General features: G+C 58.3%; 11 protein-coding genes. 4 read left to right on the plus strand and 7 right to left on the minus strand.

From position 1 onward, the window contains the following. Positions 1–40: 40 nt before the first annotated feature. The 4 genes from mscK to putA all read right to left on the minus strand — a co-directional run bounded on the left by mscK (position 41) and on the right by putA (position 11,314). Entirely contained in the window at positions 41–3,403 is a 3,363-nt protein-coding gene (gene mscK, locus RGU44_RS21875; protein ID WP_322277918.1) for a mechanosensitive channel MscK, read from the minus strand. 35 nt (positions 3,404–3,438) lie between these two features. After that, positions 3,439–5,181, minus strand: coding sequence for a potassium/proton antiporter (locus tag RGU44_RS21880; protein ID WP_322277919.1), 1,743 nt, complete (start codon positions 5,179–5,181; stop codon positions 3,439–3,441). Positions 5,182–5,358: 177 nt separating this feature from the next. Beyond that, a complete protein-coding gene (locus RGU44_RS21885) occupies positions 5,359–7,161 on the minus strand; it encodes an acyl-CoA dehydrogenase (RefSeq protein ID WP_322277920.1) in 1,803 nt (600 codons plus the stop codon). Positions 7,162–7,360: 199 nt separating this feature from the next. After that, the gene (gene putA, locus RGU44_RS21890; RefSeq protein ID WP_322277921.1) at positions 7,361–11,314 is read right to left on the minus strand and encodes a trifunctional transcriptional regulator/proline dehydrogenase/L-glutamate gamma-semialdehyde dehydrogenase; all 3,954 of its coding nucleotides are present in this window, start codon (positions 11,312–11,314) and stop codon (positions 7,361–7,363) included. A 457-nt stretch (positions 11,315–11,771) separates the two neighbouring features. Between putA and putP the strand changes: the two genes are divergently transcribed. Next, a complete protein-coding gene (putP, locus tag RGU44_RS21895; protein ID WP_322177488.1) occupies positions 11,772–13,262 on the plus strand; it encodes a sodium/proline symporter PutP in 1,491 nt (496 codons plus the stop codon). 116 nt (positions 13,263–13,378) lie between these two features. On the opposite strand, the gene RGU44_RS21900 is transcribed toward putP, so the two are convergent. Beyond that, a complete protein-coding gene (locus RGU44_RS21900) occupies positions 13,379–14,044 on the minus strand; it encodes a polysaccharide lyase family 7 protein (RefSeq protein WP_322177489.1) in 666 nt (221 codons plus the stop codon). Positions 14,045–14,351: 307 nt separating this feature from the next. Here RGU44_RS21900 and RGU44_RS21905 point away from each other — a divergent pair, with 307 nt between their 5' ends. Continuing rightward, entirely contained in the window at positions 14,352–14,873 is a 522-nt protein-coding gene (locus RGU44_RS21905; RefSeq protein ID WP_219064466.1) for a YgjP-like metallopeptidase domain-containing protein, read from the plus strand. 20 nt (positions 14,874–14,893) lie between these two features. Beyond that, positions 14,894–15,190, plus strand: a complete 297-nt coding sequence (locus tag RGU44_RS21910; protein WP_322278489.1) for a winged helix-turn-helix domain-containing protein — start codon at positions 14,894–14,896, stop codon at positions 15,188–15,190. A 135-nt stretch (positions 15,191–15,325) separates the two neighbouring features. On the opposite strand, the gene RGU44_RS21915 is transcribed toward RGU44_RS21910, so the two are convergent. Both RGU44_RS21915 and RGU44_RS21920 read right to left on the minus strand, forming a co-directional pair. Next, on the minus strand, positions 15,326–15,529 hold the full coding sequence (locus RGU44_RS21915; RefSeq protein ID WP_322177492.1) for a hypothetical protein: 204 nt from the start codon (positions 15,527–15,529) through the stop codon (positions 15,326–15,328). Positions 15,530–15,699: 170 nt separating this feature from the next. Beyond that, positions 15,700–16,158 (minus strand): GNAT family N-acetyltransferase, encoded by a 459-nt coding sequence (locus RGU44_RS21920; protein WP_322177493.1) that lies wholly within the window; start codon positions 16,156–16,158, stop codon positions 15,700–15,702. 431 nt (positions 16,159–16,589) lie between these two features. Here RGU44_RS21920 and RGU44_RS21925 point away from each other — a divergent pair, with 431 nt between their 5' ends. After that, positions 16,590–17,327 (plus strand): substrate-binding periplasmic protein, encoded by a 738-nt coding sequence (locus RGU44_RS21925; protein WP_322277922.1) that lies wholly within the window; start codon positions 16,590–16,592, stop codon positions 17,325–17,327. Positions 17,328–17,331: the final 4 nt, after the last annotated feature.

Below are 17,331 nucleotides of genomic sequence, written 5' to 3' on the forward strand. Positions count from 1 at the left end.
TCCAGCAGAATGTCCGACCATTCTGCTGGGATTAAGCGTATCAGTCGAGTCTGATGTCCGGTGGCTCGGGTGCGTCCTTGGCGGCAGGGGGCGCTGGCGGGACCGGTGCACTGGTTTTGTCTGCGGCTTCGATGGGCACCATCTTGTATTCCTGACCCTGCATGTTCTTGAGGTAGACCTCCACCTGGCGGAACGAGATGTTGATGTGGTGTGCCTTGAACTCGCGATTAATAAAGCGGTTGATCTCGTCGAGTACCGGGTTGCGGTCGCCGAGGTCACGCACGTGCATGCGCAGCTCGTGGTCGAGGGTGCTTTCGCCGAAGTTCAGGAAGTACACGATAGGCGGCGGGTCTTTGAGTACCCGCGGGTTTTCGTGGGCGGCCTTGAGCAGCAGGTTGCGCACCAACTCCAAGTCCGAGCCGTAATCGACCCCCAGTTTCAGGGTGACGCGGGTGATGGTGTCGGTCAGTGACCAGTTGATCAATTGCCCGGTGATGAAGGTCTTGTTCGGGACAATAATGTCCTTGCGGTCGAAGTCGGTGATGGTCGTGGCGCGGATACGGATCTTGCTGACCGTGCCTGACAGGTTGCCAATGGTGATGGTGTCGCCGATCCGCACCGGACGTTCGAACAGGATCATGATGCCGGAGATGAAGTTGGCGAAAATCTCCTGCATCCCGAAACCCAAACCTACCGACAGTGCCGCGACCAGCCATTGCAGTTTGTCCCAACTCACGCCCAGCGCCGACAGGGTGGAAACGAAACCGACCCCGGCAATCGCATACGACAGCAGGGTCGTCGTCGCGTAGGCGCTGCCCTGGGCCAGGCTCAGGCGTGACAGCACCAGCACTTCGAGCAGGCCTGGCAGGTTACCGGCCAGTACGACGGTGATGCAGATGATGATCAGTGCGCCAATCATGTCGCCGAGGCTGATTGGCACCATGCTCATGGTCGCGCCGGTGCCGCTGGTGTATTCGTAGAGGGTGATGTTGTCCAGATAGGAGAATACCGTGATCAGGTCGGACCAGACCCAATACAGCGCGCCGATAAAGCCGCCGAGCAGGGCTAGGCGAATCAAGCGCAAGGACTGTTCGTTGACCTGTTCGATATCCAGTGTCGGCTCTTCGATTACCGAGTCACCGTCACCGCTTTCCTTGGCCGCCTGACGTTTGCTCAGGGCGCGCTGGTAGGCCAGACGCCTTGCCGCTACGCCCAGGCCGCGGATGAAGGCGGCTTCGATGACCAGCCACAGCATCAGTAAGTACAGGGTGTTGATCAGTCGATCACTGAGTTTCAGCGCGGTGTAGTAGTAGCCGAAGCACACCGCGATGAACAAGGCTATTGGCAGGGCGGTGAAGATCACGCCGACCGCTTTGCGGAACAGCGACGCGCTCTCGCGAGTGGGGCTGCTGATCAGCAAACGGCTTAGCAGCCAGGTCATCATGGCGTAGCACGTCAGAACAACGGCAATCCCCAGGACGTCGTCGGCCAGCGCGGCAGGTTGATGTTCCGCCATCGCAACGACGGCGACCAACGCCAGCACCACCAGGCCCAGGCGGCGAATCCAGCCTCTGAGGAATTCAACCTGTGGTTTTTCCCAGCGGAAATGCAGTTGTGCGACGCCTCCCGGCGCGAGAATCCGGTAAGCGGTATAGAACACCAGCCAGGCCAGGGCGATTTGTAGCAAAGCCGAGCCCAGGTTGGCGTTTTGCCCGCGTGCGTCAATTTGCAGGGCATAGCCACACAACGCCAGGCCCAGCGCCACGGGCATGGCCAGCAAGATATTGATCAGGATCGCCAGCGGTGTCTGCCATTGGCTGTCGCGTTTGAAGTGGCCGATATCGGAGTGCAATTTGTTCAGCTTGCTGTAGAGCGCTTTGCGTTTCCATACCAGTGCGCCGATCAACAACAGCAGCGGCAGAAACAGCAGGGGTCTGCTTGTCAGCCCGTCTGCCAACTCGCTGACACTTGACGTCCATGGAAGGGTGGCGAGCTGTTTTGTCAGGCGCGGCTGGATGCCTTCTATCCATTCCAGGTCCAGCGGTTTATTGCTGGGAATCCAGAACATCTGCTCGTCGAGGGTCGAGCGCAGACTCAGCGCCGTGCTGGCCAGCTGTTTCTGACTGAGCTGCAGGGTAATGGACTCGTTGAGCAGCGCGCTCAGCTCACGGTTCAAACGTTCCAGCAGATCGCTGCGGGTGGTCGCAAGGTCAAGCAGGGTTTTGCGCAGCAGCGGCGTAACGTCTTCTGGCGGTTGGGTGGCGAGCAGCTTTTCGACATAAGCGCTTGGGCTGCTGATCAATTCCCGCTGTTGATTGACTTCGAATTGATACAGACGAATGTCAGCGATTTCGTCTGCCAAGCCGCTGTCGAGCGTCAGGTGCGGCAGTGCCTGTTTCTGTTTGTAGAGGATTTTGGACAGCAGCAGGCTGCCCTTGAGCACGCTGATCTGTTCATCCAGCGCCTGATCGCTTTGGGTCAGGCTATCCAGCTGTTGCTTGGTCTTGAGGTTTTGCTGGGTCAAGTCGTTGAGGCGGTCAGTGCCGCGCAACAGGTAATCCGAGAGTTTGAGATTGGCCGCGCTTTCAGTGGCCAGCAGGCTGCTGCTGCCCGCTTTTTGCGCTTCGATGGACAGTTGTGTGACGGTTTGTTGTGACTGGGCACGGCGCTTGTCGTTGATCAGGGTTTGCAGGTCTTGAATATCCTGCTCTTGCCGGCTGACGCGCTCGGTCAGCAGGTCATGCTGGCTGCTGCTCAGATCTTGCAGCAGGCTGTTGCCTGCCAGTTCCTGACGGCGCAATACCGTCAGGGCGTTGAGCGAGGCCAGTTCGGCATTGAGTTGGTTACGCTGGTCGGCGCTGAGTGGTTTGCCGCTGTCCTTGCCCGTTTTAAGGAGGTTGTTGATCTGCTGAATGCGCGTCTGATTGCTGCTAATCTCGGCCTGCGCCCGTTCCGGACGGGTCTGTGCGGTGATGGTCAGACTGTTAGCATCGTTCAGGCTTTTTTGCAGGTCGTTGAGCTGAGTGCTGCGCTCGGTGAGCATTTGCTCGAGTGGCGGCACGTCGAGGCTCGCGTAACGCTGGGTCGTCGGGACGGTTTTGCTGGCTTTGAGACGAGTCAGTTCGCGCTGGTTTTCCGCCGTCTGGCGCGGAGCCAGGCTCAGTTGCTGTTTGAGTTCGGTCAGACGCTTTTCAGCGTCTTCCTTGCTAGCGATCAGCGTCAGGGTTTGCTCAAGCACCTGTTGCAGGGCTTTTTGATCCGCATCAGCCAATTTGCGTTCGGCAATTTTATCCAGACTTTGCTGTACGGCGCTGCGGGTGGGCGGCTCGGCAGCCTGTGCCGGGATGGTAGAGAGGCAGAGCCCAAGAAGGGCGGCAACAAAAAAAGTGCGCAGGTTGAGCATAAGTACCGGTCGAACTGATCGAAGAGAGAGGGAGTTTAGAGGAACAACCCAGGACCTGGGCGGGTCCCTTCGGGAAATTTGACGCCGACTTTAAGTATCTTGTTCCCGTCCATCACCGCAACGGTCCAAATGGTACCGTTCCATTCGATCTGATCGCCGACCACAGGCTCGCCGCGATTCTTCTGAATGATGAATTGGCTAAGCGGCATCTCTGGATCCAGACCGTCGAGTTTCAAACCATACAATGCTGCGACAGGCCCGAGCTGAGCGTCTCCCTCGAGGACGAAGTCGCCGAAGAAACGCAAATCCAGACCGCGCTGCGGGGCCTGGCTGAACAGCTTGCCCAAGGCAGACAGGTCATGTTCATGGCCGATCACGCAAAGCAGATCACCGACTTCAAGGGTGGTACTACCCGACGGATGGAGCAGTTGCTGACCTCGAAACAGGGCCGCGATACGGGTGCCCTCGGGCATTTTCAGTTCACGCAGGGCGGCGCCGATGCACCATTTTTCAGCACCCAGGCGGTAAACGAACAGTTCCCACTCACTGGTGGCATGCACCTCCAGCGCGGCGCGTGAAATCGGTGCCGGTTCTGGCGGTACGGTGACTTTCAGCAGCTTGGCGACCCACGGCAGGCTGGTTCCCTGGACCAACAACGAGACAAGTACGATAAAAAACGCGAGGTTGAAATACAGCTGGGCGTGGGGCAGCCCGGCCATAAGCGGGAACACCGCGAGAATGATCGGCACCGCGCCGCGCAGACCGACCCAGGCGATAAATGCTTTTTCCCGGTCATGGAACGCCTTGAATGGCAGCAGGCCGACCAGCACCGACAGCGGCCGGGCAAACAGAATCATCCACAGTGCCAGACCCAGCGCGGGCAGGGCGATAGGCAGTAAATCATGCGGTGTGACCAGCAGGCCCAGCACCAGGAACATGCCGATCTGCGCCAGCCAGGCCATGCCGTCGAGCATGTGCAGAATGCCGTGGCGACTGCGGATCGGACGGTTGCCAAGCACCAGGCCACACAGGTACACCGCTAAAAAGCCGCTGCCGTGGATGGCGTTGGTCAGGGCAAACACCGCCAGCCCGCCGCTGATCACCAGAATGGGGTACAGGCCGTTTGCCAGATTGATCCGGTTGACCAGTTGCAGCATCAGCCAGCCGCCGCCCAGACCGATAATCCCGCCGATACCAAACTCACGAATCAGTTGCCCCAGCAGGCCCCAGTGCAGGCCGGTTTCGCCGCTGGCGAGCATGTCGATCAGGGTCACGGTCAGGAAAACCGCCATCGGGTCGTTACTGCCGGATTCGATTTCCAGGCTGGCGGTGACCCGTTCGTTCAGGCCTTTGCCGCCCAGCAGCGAGAAGACCGCCGCAGCATCGGTGGAGCCAACAATGGCGCCGATCAACAGGCCCTGAATCAAATTCAGATTAAACAACCATGCAGCCGCTACCCCGGTCAGCCCGGTGGTGATCAGTACACCGACCGTTGCCAATGACAGGGCCGGCCACAGCGCAACCCGGAAGCTGGCGACGCGTGTGCGCAAGCCGCCATCGAGCAAAATCACCGCCAGGGCGAGGTTGCCGACCAGATAGGCCGTTGGGTAGTTGTCGAAAATGATCCCGCCGCCATCGACGCCCGCGGCCATGCCCACCGCGAGGATGATGACCAGAATCGGGATGCCCAGACGTGAAGAGAGGGAGCTGACCAGGATACTTGCACCCACCAGCAACGCGCCGATCAAGAACAGGCTGTTGATGGTTGTTGCATCCAAGGGCGGTACTCCAGAAAGCAAATTCAAAAGGCTGGGCGCGAACTGCCTATGCAGTCCGCGTGCCAAGCGATTCTAACCTGTTGAATTGGCTGGCTGTCAAAGCTTTGTCTGTTTGGGGCTTGGATCAGTCGGGATGATTTGCCTTATGACGTGCGCGACAGCGAGTCTGCCAGCCCGTTAAAACCAGGCGTCCTGCATTGACAGGCAGGTGTCATCCCTCGCTTCGAGAATCGCCAGCTCGTGATGGCAGCCCGGTATTTCCCACGTCAGGAAGTACCGGGCAGCTTGAAGCTTGCCTTTATAGAAGCTGACGTCGGCTTCGTTGCCTTTTGCCAGGCCTTCTTCTGCGCGGATCGCCTGTTCCAGCCAGCGCCAGCCGATCACGGTATGACCGAACGCCTTCAGGTACAGCGCCGAATTGGCCAGGCTGCTATTGACCTTGCCCTGCGCCAGGTCGGTCAACAGGCCGATGGTCACGGTTTGCAGGCGTGCCACCAATTGCTCCAGTGGTTGGCGCAGCGAGGTTAAACCTTCATGAGCCTGCGCACTTGCTGCGGTGTCGGCGATCAGGCGGATCAGTTGCTTGAGTCCGGCACCGCCGTTTTGCCCCAGTTTTCGCCCGAGCAGGTCCAGCGACTGAATGCCGTGAGTACCCTCATGAATCGGGTTCAAGCGGTTATCGCGGTAGTACTGTTCCACCGGGTATTCGCGGGTGTAGCCATGGCCGCCGAGAATCTGGATCGCCAGTTCGTTGGCCTTGAGGCAGAACTCGGAGGGCCAGGATTTGACGATAGGCGTCAGTAAGTCGAGTAACTCGTGGGCCTGCTTGCGGACCTCTTCGGTTTCCCCGGTGGTGGTGTCGTCAAATAGCCGCGCCGCATACAGACCGAGGTCGAAGGCGCCTTCGACGTAGGCTTTCTGCGTCAGCAACATGCGTTTGACGTCAGCATGCTGGATGATCGCAACCGGCGCGGTTTCCGGGTTTTTGCTGTCCGGCAGACGACCTTGCGGGCGTTCGCGGGCGTACTCCAGTGAGTACAGATACCCGGCGTAACCCAGCATCACGGCGCCCATGCCGACGCCGATCCGTGCTTCGTTCATCATCTGGAACATATAGCTCAAGCCTTGATGCGGCTTGCCCACCAGATAGCCGACACACTCGCCGTTATCACCAAAGTTCAGCGCCGTGGACGTGGTGCCGCGCCAGCCCATCTTGTGGAACAAACCGGCCAGCAGCACGTCGTTGCGTTTGCCCAGACTGCCATCATCGTTGACCAGGAACTTGGGCACGATAAACAGCGAGATGCCTTTTACCCCGGCTGGGGCGTCAGGCAGCTTGGCCAGGACCATGTGCACGATGTTTTCCGACAACGGATGATCGCCGCCAGAGATGAAAATCTTATTGCCGCGCAGGCGATAGCTGCCGTCCGCCGCAGGTTCGGCGCGGGTGCGAATATCCGACAGCGAGGAGCCGGCATGCGGTTCAGTCAGGGCCATGGTGCCGAAAAAGCGTCCGTCGATCATCGGCTGCAAAAAGCGCTGTTTCTGTTCTTCGCTGCCAAAGCTTTCGATCAGGTTGGCCGCACCCATGGTCAGGAACGGGTACGACGTCGACGCGGCATTGGCCGATTGAAAATGCGCAAAACAGGCTTGCGACAGCAGCGTAGGCAACTGCATACCGCCCGCCTCGAAGCTACGTGCGGCATTAAGAAAGCCCGCTGCAAGGAATGCATCCACCGCAGGCTTGACCTCCGGGATCAGGATCGCCTCGCCGTTTTCATAGCGCGGCTCGTTCTCGTCACCCTTGCGGTTGTGCGGGGCGAAATACTTTTCCGCAATGGTCCGCGCCGTACTAATCGCCGCATCGAAGGTCTCGCGATTGTGCTCGACGAAACGCTCGCGCTGGGTCAGGGCTTCGGCATCGAGCACTTCATACAGCTCGAAAGCCAGATTGCGGGAACTGAGCAGCGTCTCGGACATGGCGGCCTACCTTTTTTTGGAGTGCTCGGAGTCTAGGCGTTGGAGCAGGCTGCTGAATAGCAAGATTGATGCGGGTGATGGAGGGGTAAAACGTGGGGTAAGTCGAGTTAGATGACGTGCTGTTTCAAATTTGCCGGACGATTTTTTTGTGAAAAAAAGGGGAGCCTGAGCTCCCCTTTTGTACCCGCTGCGCTAACGATTAACCAATCGTCATCAAGCTGGCATTTCCTCCTGCTGCCGCAGTGTTCACGCTCAGGGCTCGCTCGATCACCAGGCGCTCCAGCGCGATGTTGGTTTCGCCGTGTGACAGGCCTTGAACCCCGACGATAGCGCCCGCGCGTTTGGCGACTTGCTGGCAGATCGCTCGCAGTTGGTCGGAGTCGCCGTGATGCAGGACTGCATCGATGACCACTTCGTCCTTGTTCCAGTCAGCGATCAACTGGATGCGTGCCTGTACTTCTTTAGGCAGGCGAGCGCGCAGTGGTTTGCTCACGTCGTTTTCCGGCACCATAGCGGTGCTACCGACGGCCAATACGGCGGCCAGCTGGATCAACAGGTCAGCTTCGATGTCCGCCAGACACAGCACATGCTCACGGGGCAGCAGGCTGTAGCTGTTGCGTTCGCCGGTCGGGCCGTTCAGCAAGCGGATGGTGCCGCTTTGCGACTGCTCGGCGAACTGTTTGCACAACGCGCCCAGCGCGTCTTGCTGGTGACTGCTGGCCCAGGCTTGCAGGGCGCCGAGCGGTTTGCTCATGGCTTCACGCATCTGGGTGTCCGGCGCAGCCAGCGCATCGCCGCGAGCGAAGGACTGCTCGATGGCATCCACCGGGCGAACCGAGAGCAGGCGATAGAGGTACAACGGTCCACCGGCTTTAGGCCCGGTGCCCGACAACCCTTCACCTCCGAACGGCTGCACACCCACTACAGCGCCGACGATGTTGCGGTTGACGTAGACGTTACCGGCATTGACCTTGTCGACGACCTTGGCGATGGTTTCGTCGATACGCGTGTGCACACCGAGCGTCAGACCGTAGCCCGAGGCGTTGATCTGGCCGATCAGCTGGTCCAGTTCCTTACGCTTGTAGCGCACCACGTGCAGCACTGGGCCGAAGATCTCCCGTTGCAGTTCGTCGAAGCTTTCCAGTTCGATCAAGGTTGGCATCACATAGGTGCCGCGCTTTATTTCTGTGCTGTCGGCAATCGCCATCTGGTACACGGTGCGGCCTTTGTCGCGCATGGCCTGGATGTGCTTCTCGATCCCGGCTTTGGCCTCGGCATCGATCACCGGCCCGATATCCACGGACAAACGCTCCGGGTTGCCAAGGCGGCATTCAGCCATGGCGCCTTTAAGCATTTCGATCACGCGGTCGGCAGAGTCCTCTTGCAGGCATAGCACACGCAGAGCCGAGCAGCGTTGACCGGCACTGTCGAAGGCCGAGGACACCACGTCGATGACCACTTGTTCGGTCAGCGCGGAGGAGTCGACGATCATCGCGTTTTGTCCGCCGGTTTCGGCGATCAGCGGAATCGGCCGACCTTGTGCGTCCAGGCGACCGGCGATATTGCGTTGCAGCAAGCGCGCGACTTCGGTCGAACCCGTGAACATCACGCCCTTGACCCGATTATCCCCCACCAGACGTGCGCCGACCGTTTCACCACGGCCCGGCAGCAGTTGCACCACGCCCTCAGGGATGCCGGCTTCAAGTAACAAGCGCACCGCTTGTGCAGCAATCAGCGGGGTTTGTTCGGCGGGTTTGGCCAGCACCGGGTTACCGGCGGCCAATGCGGCGGCGACCTGGCCACTGAAAATAGCCAGCGGGAAGTTCCACGGGCTGATACAGACCACTGGCCCTAAGGGGCGATGCGCGTCGTTGGTGAAGTCATTGCGCGCCTGCACTGCGTAGTAACGCAGGAAGTCCACGGCTTCACGTACTTCGGCGATGGCGTTGGCGAATGTCTTGCCGGCTTCACGCGCCAGCAGGCCCATCAGCGGCTGGATTTCACCCTCCATCAACTCAGCGGCACGTTCCAGGATCGCAGCGCGTTCTGCGGGTGGTGTCGCTTGCCAGATGGGGGCGGCGTTGAGCGCACACTGGATGGCGTTATCGACGTCTTCCAGATTGGCTTCCTGAACGTGACCGACCACATCACGCAAATCCGACGGGTTCAGGACCGGCGCAAAAGCGCCGGTGCTCGCAGGGCTGCCGAGCATCGGAGCGGCTTTCCAGTCGTTGTGCGCGGTTGCCAGCAATGCCGAGGACAGCGACGCCAGGCGGTGTTCGTTTGCCAGGTCGATACCGCTGGAGTTGGCGCGAGCCGGGCCGTAAAGATCACGCGGCAGCGGGATACGTGGGTGTGGCAGGCCGAAGCCGCCTTCCTGCGCGGCCATCTGCTCGATGCTGCTCACTGGATCGGCCACCAGTTCCTGAATGGCGATGGAGTGGTCGGCAATGCGGTTGACGAACGAGGTGTTCGCGCCGTTTTCCAGGAGGCGACGTACCAAGTACGCCAACAATGTTTCGTGGGTGCCGACCGGTGCATAGACCCTGCATGGGCGGTTCAGCTTGCCATCGGCAACCTTGCCCACCACTTGTTCGTACAACGGTTCGCCCATGCCGTGGAGGCACTGGAACTCGTACTGGCCGGGGTAATAGTTCTGACCGGCAATATGGTAGATCGCTGCCAGGGTGTGGGCGTTGTGCGTGGCAAATTGCGGATAGATGACTTCCGGCACAGACAGCAGTTTGCGTGCGCAGGCGATGTAGGAAACGTCGGTGTATACCTTGCGGGTATAGACCGGATAGCCTTCCAGGCCGTCGACCTGGGCGCGCTTGATTTCGCTGTCCCAGTACGCGCCTTTCACCAAGCGGATCATCAGGCGATGGCGGCTGCGGCGGGCCAGATCGATCACGTAGTCAATCACATACGGGCACCGTTTCTGGTACGCCTGAATCACGAAGCCAATGCCGTTCCAGCCGGTCAGCTGCGGCTCGAAGCACAGGCGTTCCAGCAGATCCAGTGACAGCTCGAGACGGTCGGCCTCTTCGGCGTCGATGTTCAGGCCGATGTCGTATTGCTTGGCCAGCAAGGTCAGCGACAACAGGCGCGGGTACAACTCTTCCATGACGCGTTCGTACTGCGCGCGGCTGTAGCGCGGGTGCAGGGCGGAGAGTTTGATCGAGATCCCGGGGCCTTCATAAATGCCACGACCATGGGACGCTTTGCCAATGGAGTGGATCGCTTGCTCGTAGGACGCGAGGTATTTCTGTGCGTCGTGTTCGGTCAGGGCCGCTTCACCGAGCATGTCGTAGGAGTAGCGGAAGCCCTTGGCTTCGAAGCGGCTGGCATTGGCCAGGGCTTCTGCGATGGTTTCGCCGGTGACGAACTGCTCGCCCATCAGGCGCATCGCCATGTCCACGCCTTTTCGGATCATCGGCTCGCCGCTTTTGCCAATGATCCGGCTCAGCGAAGAGGTCAGGCCTGTTTCATTATGGGTAGCGACCAGTTTGCCGGTCAGTAGCAGGCCCCACGTGGCAGCGTTGACGAACAGCGACGGACTATTGCCCAAGTGCGGCTGCCAGTTTCCGGTGCTGATCTTGTCGCGAATCAGTGCGTCGCGGGTGCCCTTGTCCGGGATGCGCAGCAGCGCTTCGGCCAGGCACATCAGTGCCACGCCTTCTTGAGAGGACAACGAGAATTCTTGCAACAAACCCTGGACGATGCCGGCACGGCCTCCCGCGCTTTTCTGATTGCGCAGTTTTTCGGCGATGCTCGCGGCGAGCTTCTGGGTGGCCTCGGCCATGCTCACGGGCAGGCGCGCCTGTTCCAGCAGCATCGGTACCACTTCAGGTTCCGGGCGGCGATAGGCGGAGGTAATCGCCGCACGCAAAACCGATTGCGGCAGGATGCTCTCGGCGAACTCGAGGAAGCACTGGTGGGCGATGTCTGCTGGCAGGCCGACGTGGTCGTCGCCATCCTTGAGTGTCAGCCCGTTCAATTCTGTCAGGGTTGCACCCCCTTCGAGTTTTTCCAGGTAGTTGAAAATCGCTTGCTTGATCAACCAGTGTGGCGTGCGGTCGATTGATTGAGCAGCGGCTTTCAATCGCTCACGGGTAGGGTCGTCAAGTTTGACACCCAGGGTGGTCGTCGCCATTTCTTGTCCTCGTTATCGCCACCACGGTGTGGCATCAGCTGGCGCTCAGATTAGCCTCGCGTTTGACGGGGTGCAACCTAGTGCAACCTATTTTCATCGGAAATTTTTTGCTCATCTCGGAAAACGAGGAGCAGCCAGAACTAAGTGCGCTCTTATGGTGCTTTTAATTATGTAAAAGTGCTTTTTTGCTCCGAAAGGAAGCAAAAAACATTCCGGTACGTAAAAGACTCAATAAGGTGCAACTTAATTTCCAAAACTGGTTGCGCCTTATTTGCATAGTTGACTAGGATTCGCGGCCAAGGTGCAACCCGGTACGCATGAGGTTCATCTGCTGACATTTTCCTGGGGAAATTTCAGTCAAACGCGCGGTCAGTAGTTCATGCATGCGAGGCGAGCTCTTCGTTTCGGCGTGCCTGATAGCCGCCGCTAAATAAAAACAATGCCAGGGCTCAGCTCAATGATTGTCAGCAACCCAACCCTGATCACCTTTGTGATCTACATCGCAGCAATGGTGCTGATCGGCTTCATGGCCTATCGCTCTACCAACAACCTTTCTGATTATATTCTGGGTGGTCGTAGCCTCGGCAGTGTGGTCACCGCGCTTTCGGCTGGCGCATCGGACATGAGTGGCTGGCTGTTGATGGGGCTGCCAGGCGCCATTTACATGTCAGGTCTGTCGGAAAGCTGGATCGCCATCGGCCTGATCGTCGGTGCTTACCTGAACTGGCTGTTCGTTGCGGGGCGGCTGCGGGTGCAGACCGAACACAATGGCGACGCATTGACCCTGCCGGATTACTTCACCGGCCGTTTCGAAGACAAGAGCGGGTTGCTGCGGATTATCTCGGCCATCGTGATCCTGGTGTTTTTCACCATCTATTGTGCATCGGGCATCGTGGCCGGCGCCCGCTTGTTTGAAAGCACTTTCGGCATGTCTTACGAGACTGCGTTGTGGGCCGGCGCTGCCGCGACCATCGCCTACACCTTCGTCGGCGGTTTCCTTGCGGTGAGCTGGACCGATACCGTGCAGGCCACGCTGATGATCTTCGCGTTGATCCTTACGCCGATTATCGTATTGCTGGCCACCGGAGGCATCGATACCACATTCCTGGTGATCGAAGCGAAAGACCCGACTAACTTCGACATGCTGAAAAATACCAGCTTCATCGGCGTCATTTCGTTGATGGGTTGGGGGTTGGGCTACTTCGGCCAACCGCACATCCTTGCGCGGTTCATGGCGGCGGATTCGGTCAAGTCGATTGCCAAAGCGCGTCGGATCTCCATGACCTGGATGATCCTGTGTCTGGGCGGCACGGTAGCAGTGGGCTTCTTCGGTATCGCGTACTTCTCGGTGCACCCTGATCTCGTCGGCCCGGTTCTCGAGAACCCGGAGCGGGTATTCATCGAACTGGCGAAAATCCTGTTCAACCCATGGATTGCCGGTGTGTTGCTGTCGGCGATTCTTGCTGCGGTGATGAGTACCCTGAGCTGTCAGTTGCTGGTGTGCTCCAGCGCGCTGACCGAAGACTTCTACAAAGCTTTCTTCCGCAAACGCGCTTCGCAGGCCGAGCTGGTATGGGTAGGGCGCAGCATGGTTCTGTTGATCGCGCTGATTGCCATCGCCCTGGCCTCTAATCCGGATAACAGGGTGTTGGGTCTGGTCAGCTATGCCTGGGCAGGTTTCGGTGCTGCTTTCGGTCCTGTGGTATTGATCTCGGTGCTGTGGAAGGGCATGACGCGTAACGGCGCCCTAGCCGGTATTCTGGTCGGCGCGATCACCGTCATCGTCTGGAAGCACTTCAGCCTGCTGGGTCTGTACGAAATCATTCCTGGCTTCATCTTCGCCAGCATTGCCATCGTGGTTTTCAGCCTGATTGGCAAGGGGCCAACGGCGGGTATGTTGACGCGCTTCGATGCAGCCGAGAAAGAGTTCAACGACGCTTCTCGCTGAGTGAATGGATGGGCTGGCTTACGGCTGGCTCATGTTTCAAAAAAAACGGCCCGCATCTTCAGGATGTCGGGCCGTTTTTTGTGTGGGGTCGTTTTTAGTGAGCGGTGTGATCAGGTTTAGTTGTGGTCGATATCCAGCTTGTAGAACGTCGCCATACCTCCTTCATTGGTGTAGCCGGAGTTGTCCTGGGCATAGACGCCAGCCTTGAAGTACAGAGGCTTGTCACGCCAGGTGGCACTGATCGGGCTGCTCCAGTTCGCGTCGCGCACGCTAACGCCCAAGTCACCCCCCGGGCTCAGGTGGATGATGTATTTGAATTGTTCATTGAGCGGCACGTTCTCGGCGATGATAATCACGCGACTCTTCTGGTCATCAAACCGATTGCGCACTTTGGCGACGACAATGCCGCTCTTCGTCGCGTCCTTGTATTGGTATTCGACCTTCAGCAGCGGCTCGGTACTCTCGTAGGCATGAATCTGGCCGATGACGATTCTGCCCGATGATGGCACCTGATTGACGGCGAGGGTTGCGCGCAAAAAGTGATCGCCGCTGGGGTACAACCAATTGTGCAGCGTGCCATTGGAGTAGGTTTCTCGGAGTTCGCTGCGCGGGTATTTGGCGTTGGCGGTACGCGAGCCCGTGACCGGAGCCCAAAAAAACAGGGTTCCCGTGTCGGCGTGGAAATATTTGCCGTTGTAGCCGTCGACCAATTTGGGCGTGTCGATAGTCGCCGGGGGGGAGCCCACGGGGATGCTCAAATTCCAGGATGCCAGATCGATCATTGTTCAGTCTTCCAAATATGTCTCATTGCCAGCAGGAAAGCGTCTAGCGCAAGGGTTTGGGCGCGACCTTTATACGGGCTGAGCACGTGTTTGTTAATGCTGGCCCGGTGAATGGGTGGTGTCAAAGTGCCTCTGCAGGGGCTCAAACACCCGTGCGTTACTCCCTGAAGCGATATACCGTTAGTCGGATCGAGCTGCGTTTCGTCGTTGGTTACCGTCGCGCAGTTTGCCCAACCGTTCGATGGGGCGGGGCTCAAAGTGAGCTGAATTCGGTACACTGGGTGCTTCCAAATCTTCGTTGCTCCTTATGACCGCGCCAGCCCTCTCTCCCTTGAAATACCTGCAAGCCTACCCGCCGGCCTTGCAAGACCAAGTGCGTCAGTTGATTGCACAGAATCGGCTGGACGCTTACCTGAAGCAACGCTACCCGGAGCGGCATGCCGTGCAGAGCGATAAAGCGCTGTACGCCTATGCTTTGGCGTTGAAGCAAGAGCATCTGCGTAATGCGCCGAATATCGACAAGGTGCTGTTCGATAATCGTCTGGACCTGACGCATCGAGCGCTGGGCCTGCATACGGCGATATCCCGTGTGCAGGGTGGCAAGCTCAAGGCCAAGAAAGAAATCCGCATCGCCTCGTTGTTCAAGGAGGCCGCTCCAGAGTTTCTGAAAATGATCGTGGTGCACGAGTTGGCGCACTTCAAGGAATCCGACCACAACAAGGCGTTTTATCAGCTTTGTGAGTACATGCAGCCCGGCTACCACCAGTTGGAGTTCGATCTACGCATTTACCTGACCTGGCGCGACCTGCAAGGCAAGGCCACCGAATGAGCCTCGATAAGGATTTGACGATGGACGTCAGCAAGACCAAAAGCAGTTTTTATCGCCGGTTGTATGTGGCGTATTTGATAGACAGCCGGATCGCCAGCAGTGTCCCCGCTTTGATGGAGGCCACCGGCATGCCGCGTCGCACGGCGCAGGACACCATTGCCGCCCTGGCCGATCTCGATATTCTCTGTGAATTCGAACAGTTGGACGGCGCACGCAATCATGCAGGCGGTTATCAGATCCGCGAGTGGGGGGCGATCGACAAAGGCTGGATTGCGCAGCATCTGGTGCAGATCAAGACGGTGCTGGGCTACCCCTGAGGCGCGATGTGCCTGCGAGTTGGCGATGAGAGCTAAAGCTATAGCATTTGGCTCTCATCGTTGGAGCGTGTCGGCGAGCAAGCCGAATGGAGTAATGAGCATCCAGGGAAAAGTTGAATGCTCAAGGGTACCTGCTTAGCCGAAACTGAAGGCTGTGACGATGCCTGCGTCATCACCGGTCATGCCAATTCGCTGTGTATCAAACTCCCGGGTGGCAACGTCCTTCAGACCGACCACGCGAGGTCGACCGGTCAGTTCACTGATGTAGGCTTTGACAGTAGGCACGTAGCGGCTGCCGATCAAATGCTGGATCTGTTGAAGGGCTTCTTCATTAGTCATGTACATGTTCCTTATGCAGTTGAGATGTCCTTATGGACGCCCTGATGTTTACCTCTGTCGGCCCCTGCTGTGCGGTATATATTTGTCGCGTCCCCCGCTAAAGCCGCATGAGTTTTGCGGCATGTTTCCAATACGTCCTGCTTTCGCTCTTCTCATCCAGGAATGCGTTTTTATTCCAAGTCACGGCGCATGCCGATATGGGGGATGTCGTCTTCCAGATACACCTCGCCCACCGGGGTGAAGCCATAGCGTCCGTAATAGCCTTGCAGATGCGCTTGGGCCGCAAGGTAGATTGGTTGGTCAGGCCATTGCTTTTCAGCGTGCTCCAGCGCCTGAATCATCAGCGCATGGCCCATGCCTTTATTGCGCGCAGTGGGGGCTGTCACAACCCGACCGATCACTACGTCGCCGCCTTGCTGGATGGGGTCAAGCAGGCGCAGATAAGCCACCAGAAGATCGTTTTCCCATGCCATCAGGTGGCAGGTGTCGCCATCCAGGTCCTGACCGTCGACATCCTGATAACAGCATTTTTGCTCGACCACGAACACTTCGGCACGCAGCTGCAAAATGGCGTACAGTTGTTCTTTGCTGAGATCGGTATGGTGTTTGCAGACCCAATTGATAGACATATGGCGGACTCTGAATAGACATTCTGGTCGAATACTAAAGCCAGCATCGTGTGAGAGGCCAAACAAAACTGTAGCGGCTTAATGCTGAGTGCGGTGATTCAGGCCAGGAGGTCTTGATAAAGCAGTAGCTCAGCGCAAAAAACAACCTGTCCAGTGGCATGGCTACGGGGTCAGTCTTTGGCTGGCAAGCACCGCATTAGAACGATTCCTTGAGCCAGCGCTCACATCAATCACTCATATGAGTTGTGCCTGCTCCACTATGAGTATTCAATCGAGGCTAATAGCCCTCATCCGGATTGGTTGCCATGTCATATTTGTGTAATCTGCATTGAGCCCCTGGGTTCCGGGTTTTATGGACCACTGTTAATGAGAGTCCAAGCGTAACGCGCCCTTAATACGGCGGGCGATCTGCCTGCCTCAGGAACTTGAGCATGCCGCGACTGCTTCGAGCCATGGGTTTGATGGGCTTGTTGTTGCTGACGCAAGCCGCCGCAGCGGAGAAGCTACGTTTGGTGGCCGATGCTTGGCCTCCGTTCACCGACATCAATCTGGTCAATGGCGGCCTCGCCACTGATCTTGTCAGTACGGCCCTGGCGCGGGCGGGATACGCCAGCGAGTTCGAACAAGTGCCGTGGGCAAGGGCGCTGCAAGGTATTGGCGACGGGCGTTATGACGTGCTGGTCAGTGCCTGGTTCAATCATGAGCGAACGTTGATCGGTGAGTTTTCTAACGAGTACCTGATCAACCGGGTGCGCTTCCTCAAACGCAAGGACTCGTCCATCGAGTTCGACCGTCTGAAGGCGCTGCACGCTTACCCGATTGCCGTGGTACGCGGCTATGCCTATTCATCCGCTTTCGACGGTGATCCCGAACTACAAAAAGTTCCGGTGCACAGTTTCTCCGTGGCGGTGCGCATGCTGGCAGCAGGACGGGTGGCGCTGGCGGTGGAGGACGAATATGTCGCTCGCTACAACCTCAGCAGTGAAGCGCCTCGTGTCCGCGAGAGTGTTGAATTTTTGCCTAAACCACTGAGCGAGAACGGTCTGCATATTCTGGTCAGTCTGAAGAACCCCAATCATGCGCAGATTGTCGCCAACTTTGACCGAGGCATTGCAGCGATGAAAGCCGATGGCAGTTACGCCCGGATGTTTCGCCAGCACGGCCTGTAACAGG

The sequence above is a fragment of the Pseudomonas sp. 5C2 genome (assembly GCF_034314155.1).
Classification (GTDB): domain Bacteria; phylum Pseudomonadota; class Gammaproteobacteria; order Pseudomonadales; family Pseudomonadaceae; genus Aquipseudomonas.

Coding starts and splice junctions, on each gene's coding strand:
- RGU44_RS21920 (WP_322177493.1), bottom strand. CDS start 16,158: ATGTCTATCAATTGGGTCTGCAAACACCATACCGATCTCAGCAAAGAA.
- RGU44_RS21925 (WP_322277922.1), top strand. CDS start 16,590: ATGCCGCGACTGCTTCGAGCCATGGGTTTGATGGGCTTGTTGTTGCTG.
- RGU44_RS21885 (WP_322277920.1), bottom strand. CDS start 7,161: ATGTCCGAGACGCTGCTCAGTTCCCGCAATCTGGCTTTCGAGCTGTAT.
- mscK (WP_322277918.1), bottom strand. CDS start 3,403: ATGCTCAACCTGCGCACTTTTTTTGTTGCCGCCCTTCTTGGGCTCTGC.
- putP (WP_322177488.1), top strand. CDS start 11,772: ATGATTGTCAGCAACCCAACCCTGATCACCTTTGTGATCTACATCGCA.
- RGU44_RS21910 (WP_322278489.1), top strand. CDS start 14,894: ATGGACGTCAGCAAGACCAAAAGCAGTTTTTATCGCCGGTTGTATGTG.
- RGU44_RS21900 (WP_322177489.1), bottom strand. CDS start 14,044: ATGATCGATCTGGCATCCTGGAATTTGAGCATCCCCGTGGGCTCCCCC.
- putA (WP_322277921.1), bottom strand. CDS start 11,314: ATGGCGACGACCACCCTGGGTGTCAAACTTGACGACCCTACCCGTGAG.
- RGU44_RS21905 (WP_219064466.1), top strand. CDS start 14,352: ATGACCGCGCCAGCCCTCTCTCCCTTGAAATACCTGCAAGCCTACCCG.
- RGU44_RS21915 (WP_322177492.1), bottom strand. CDS start 15,529: ATGACTAATGAAGAAGCCCTTCAACAGATCCAGCATTTGATCGGCAGC.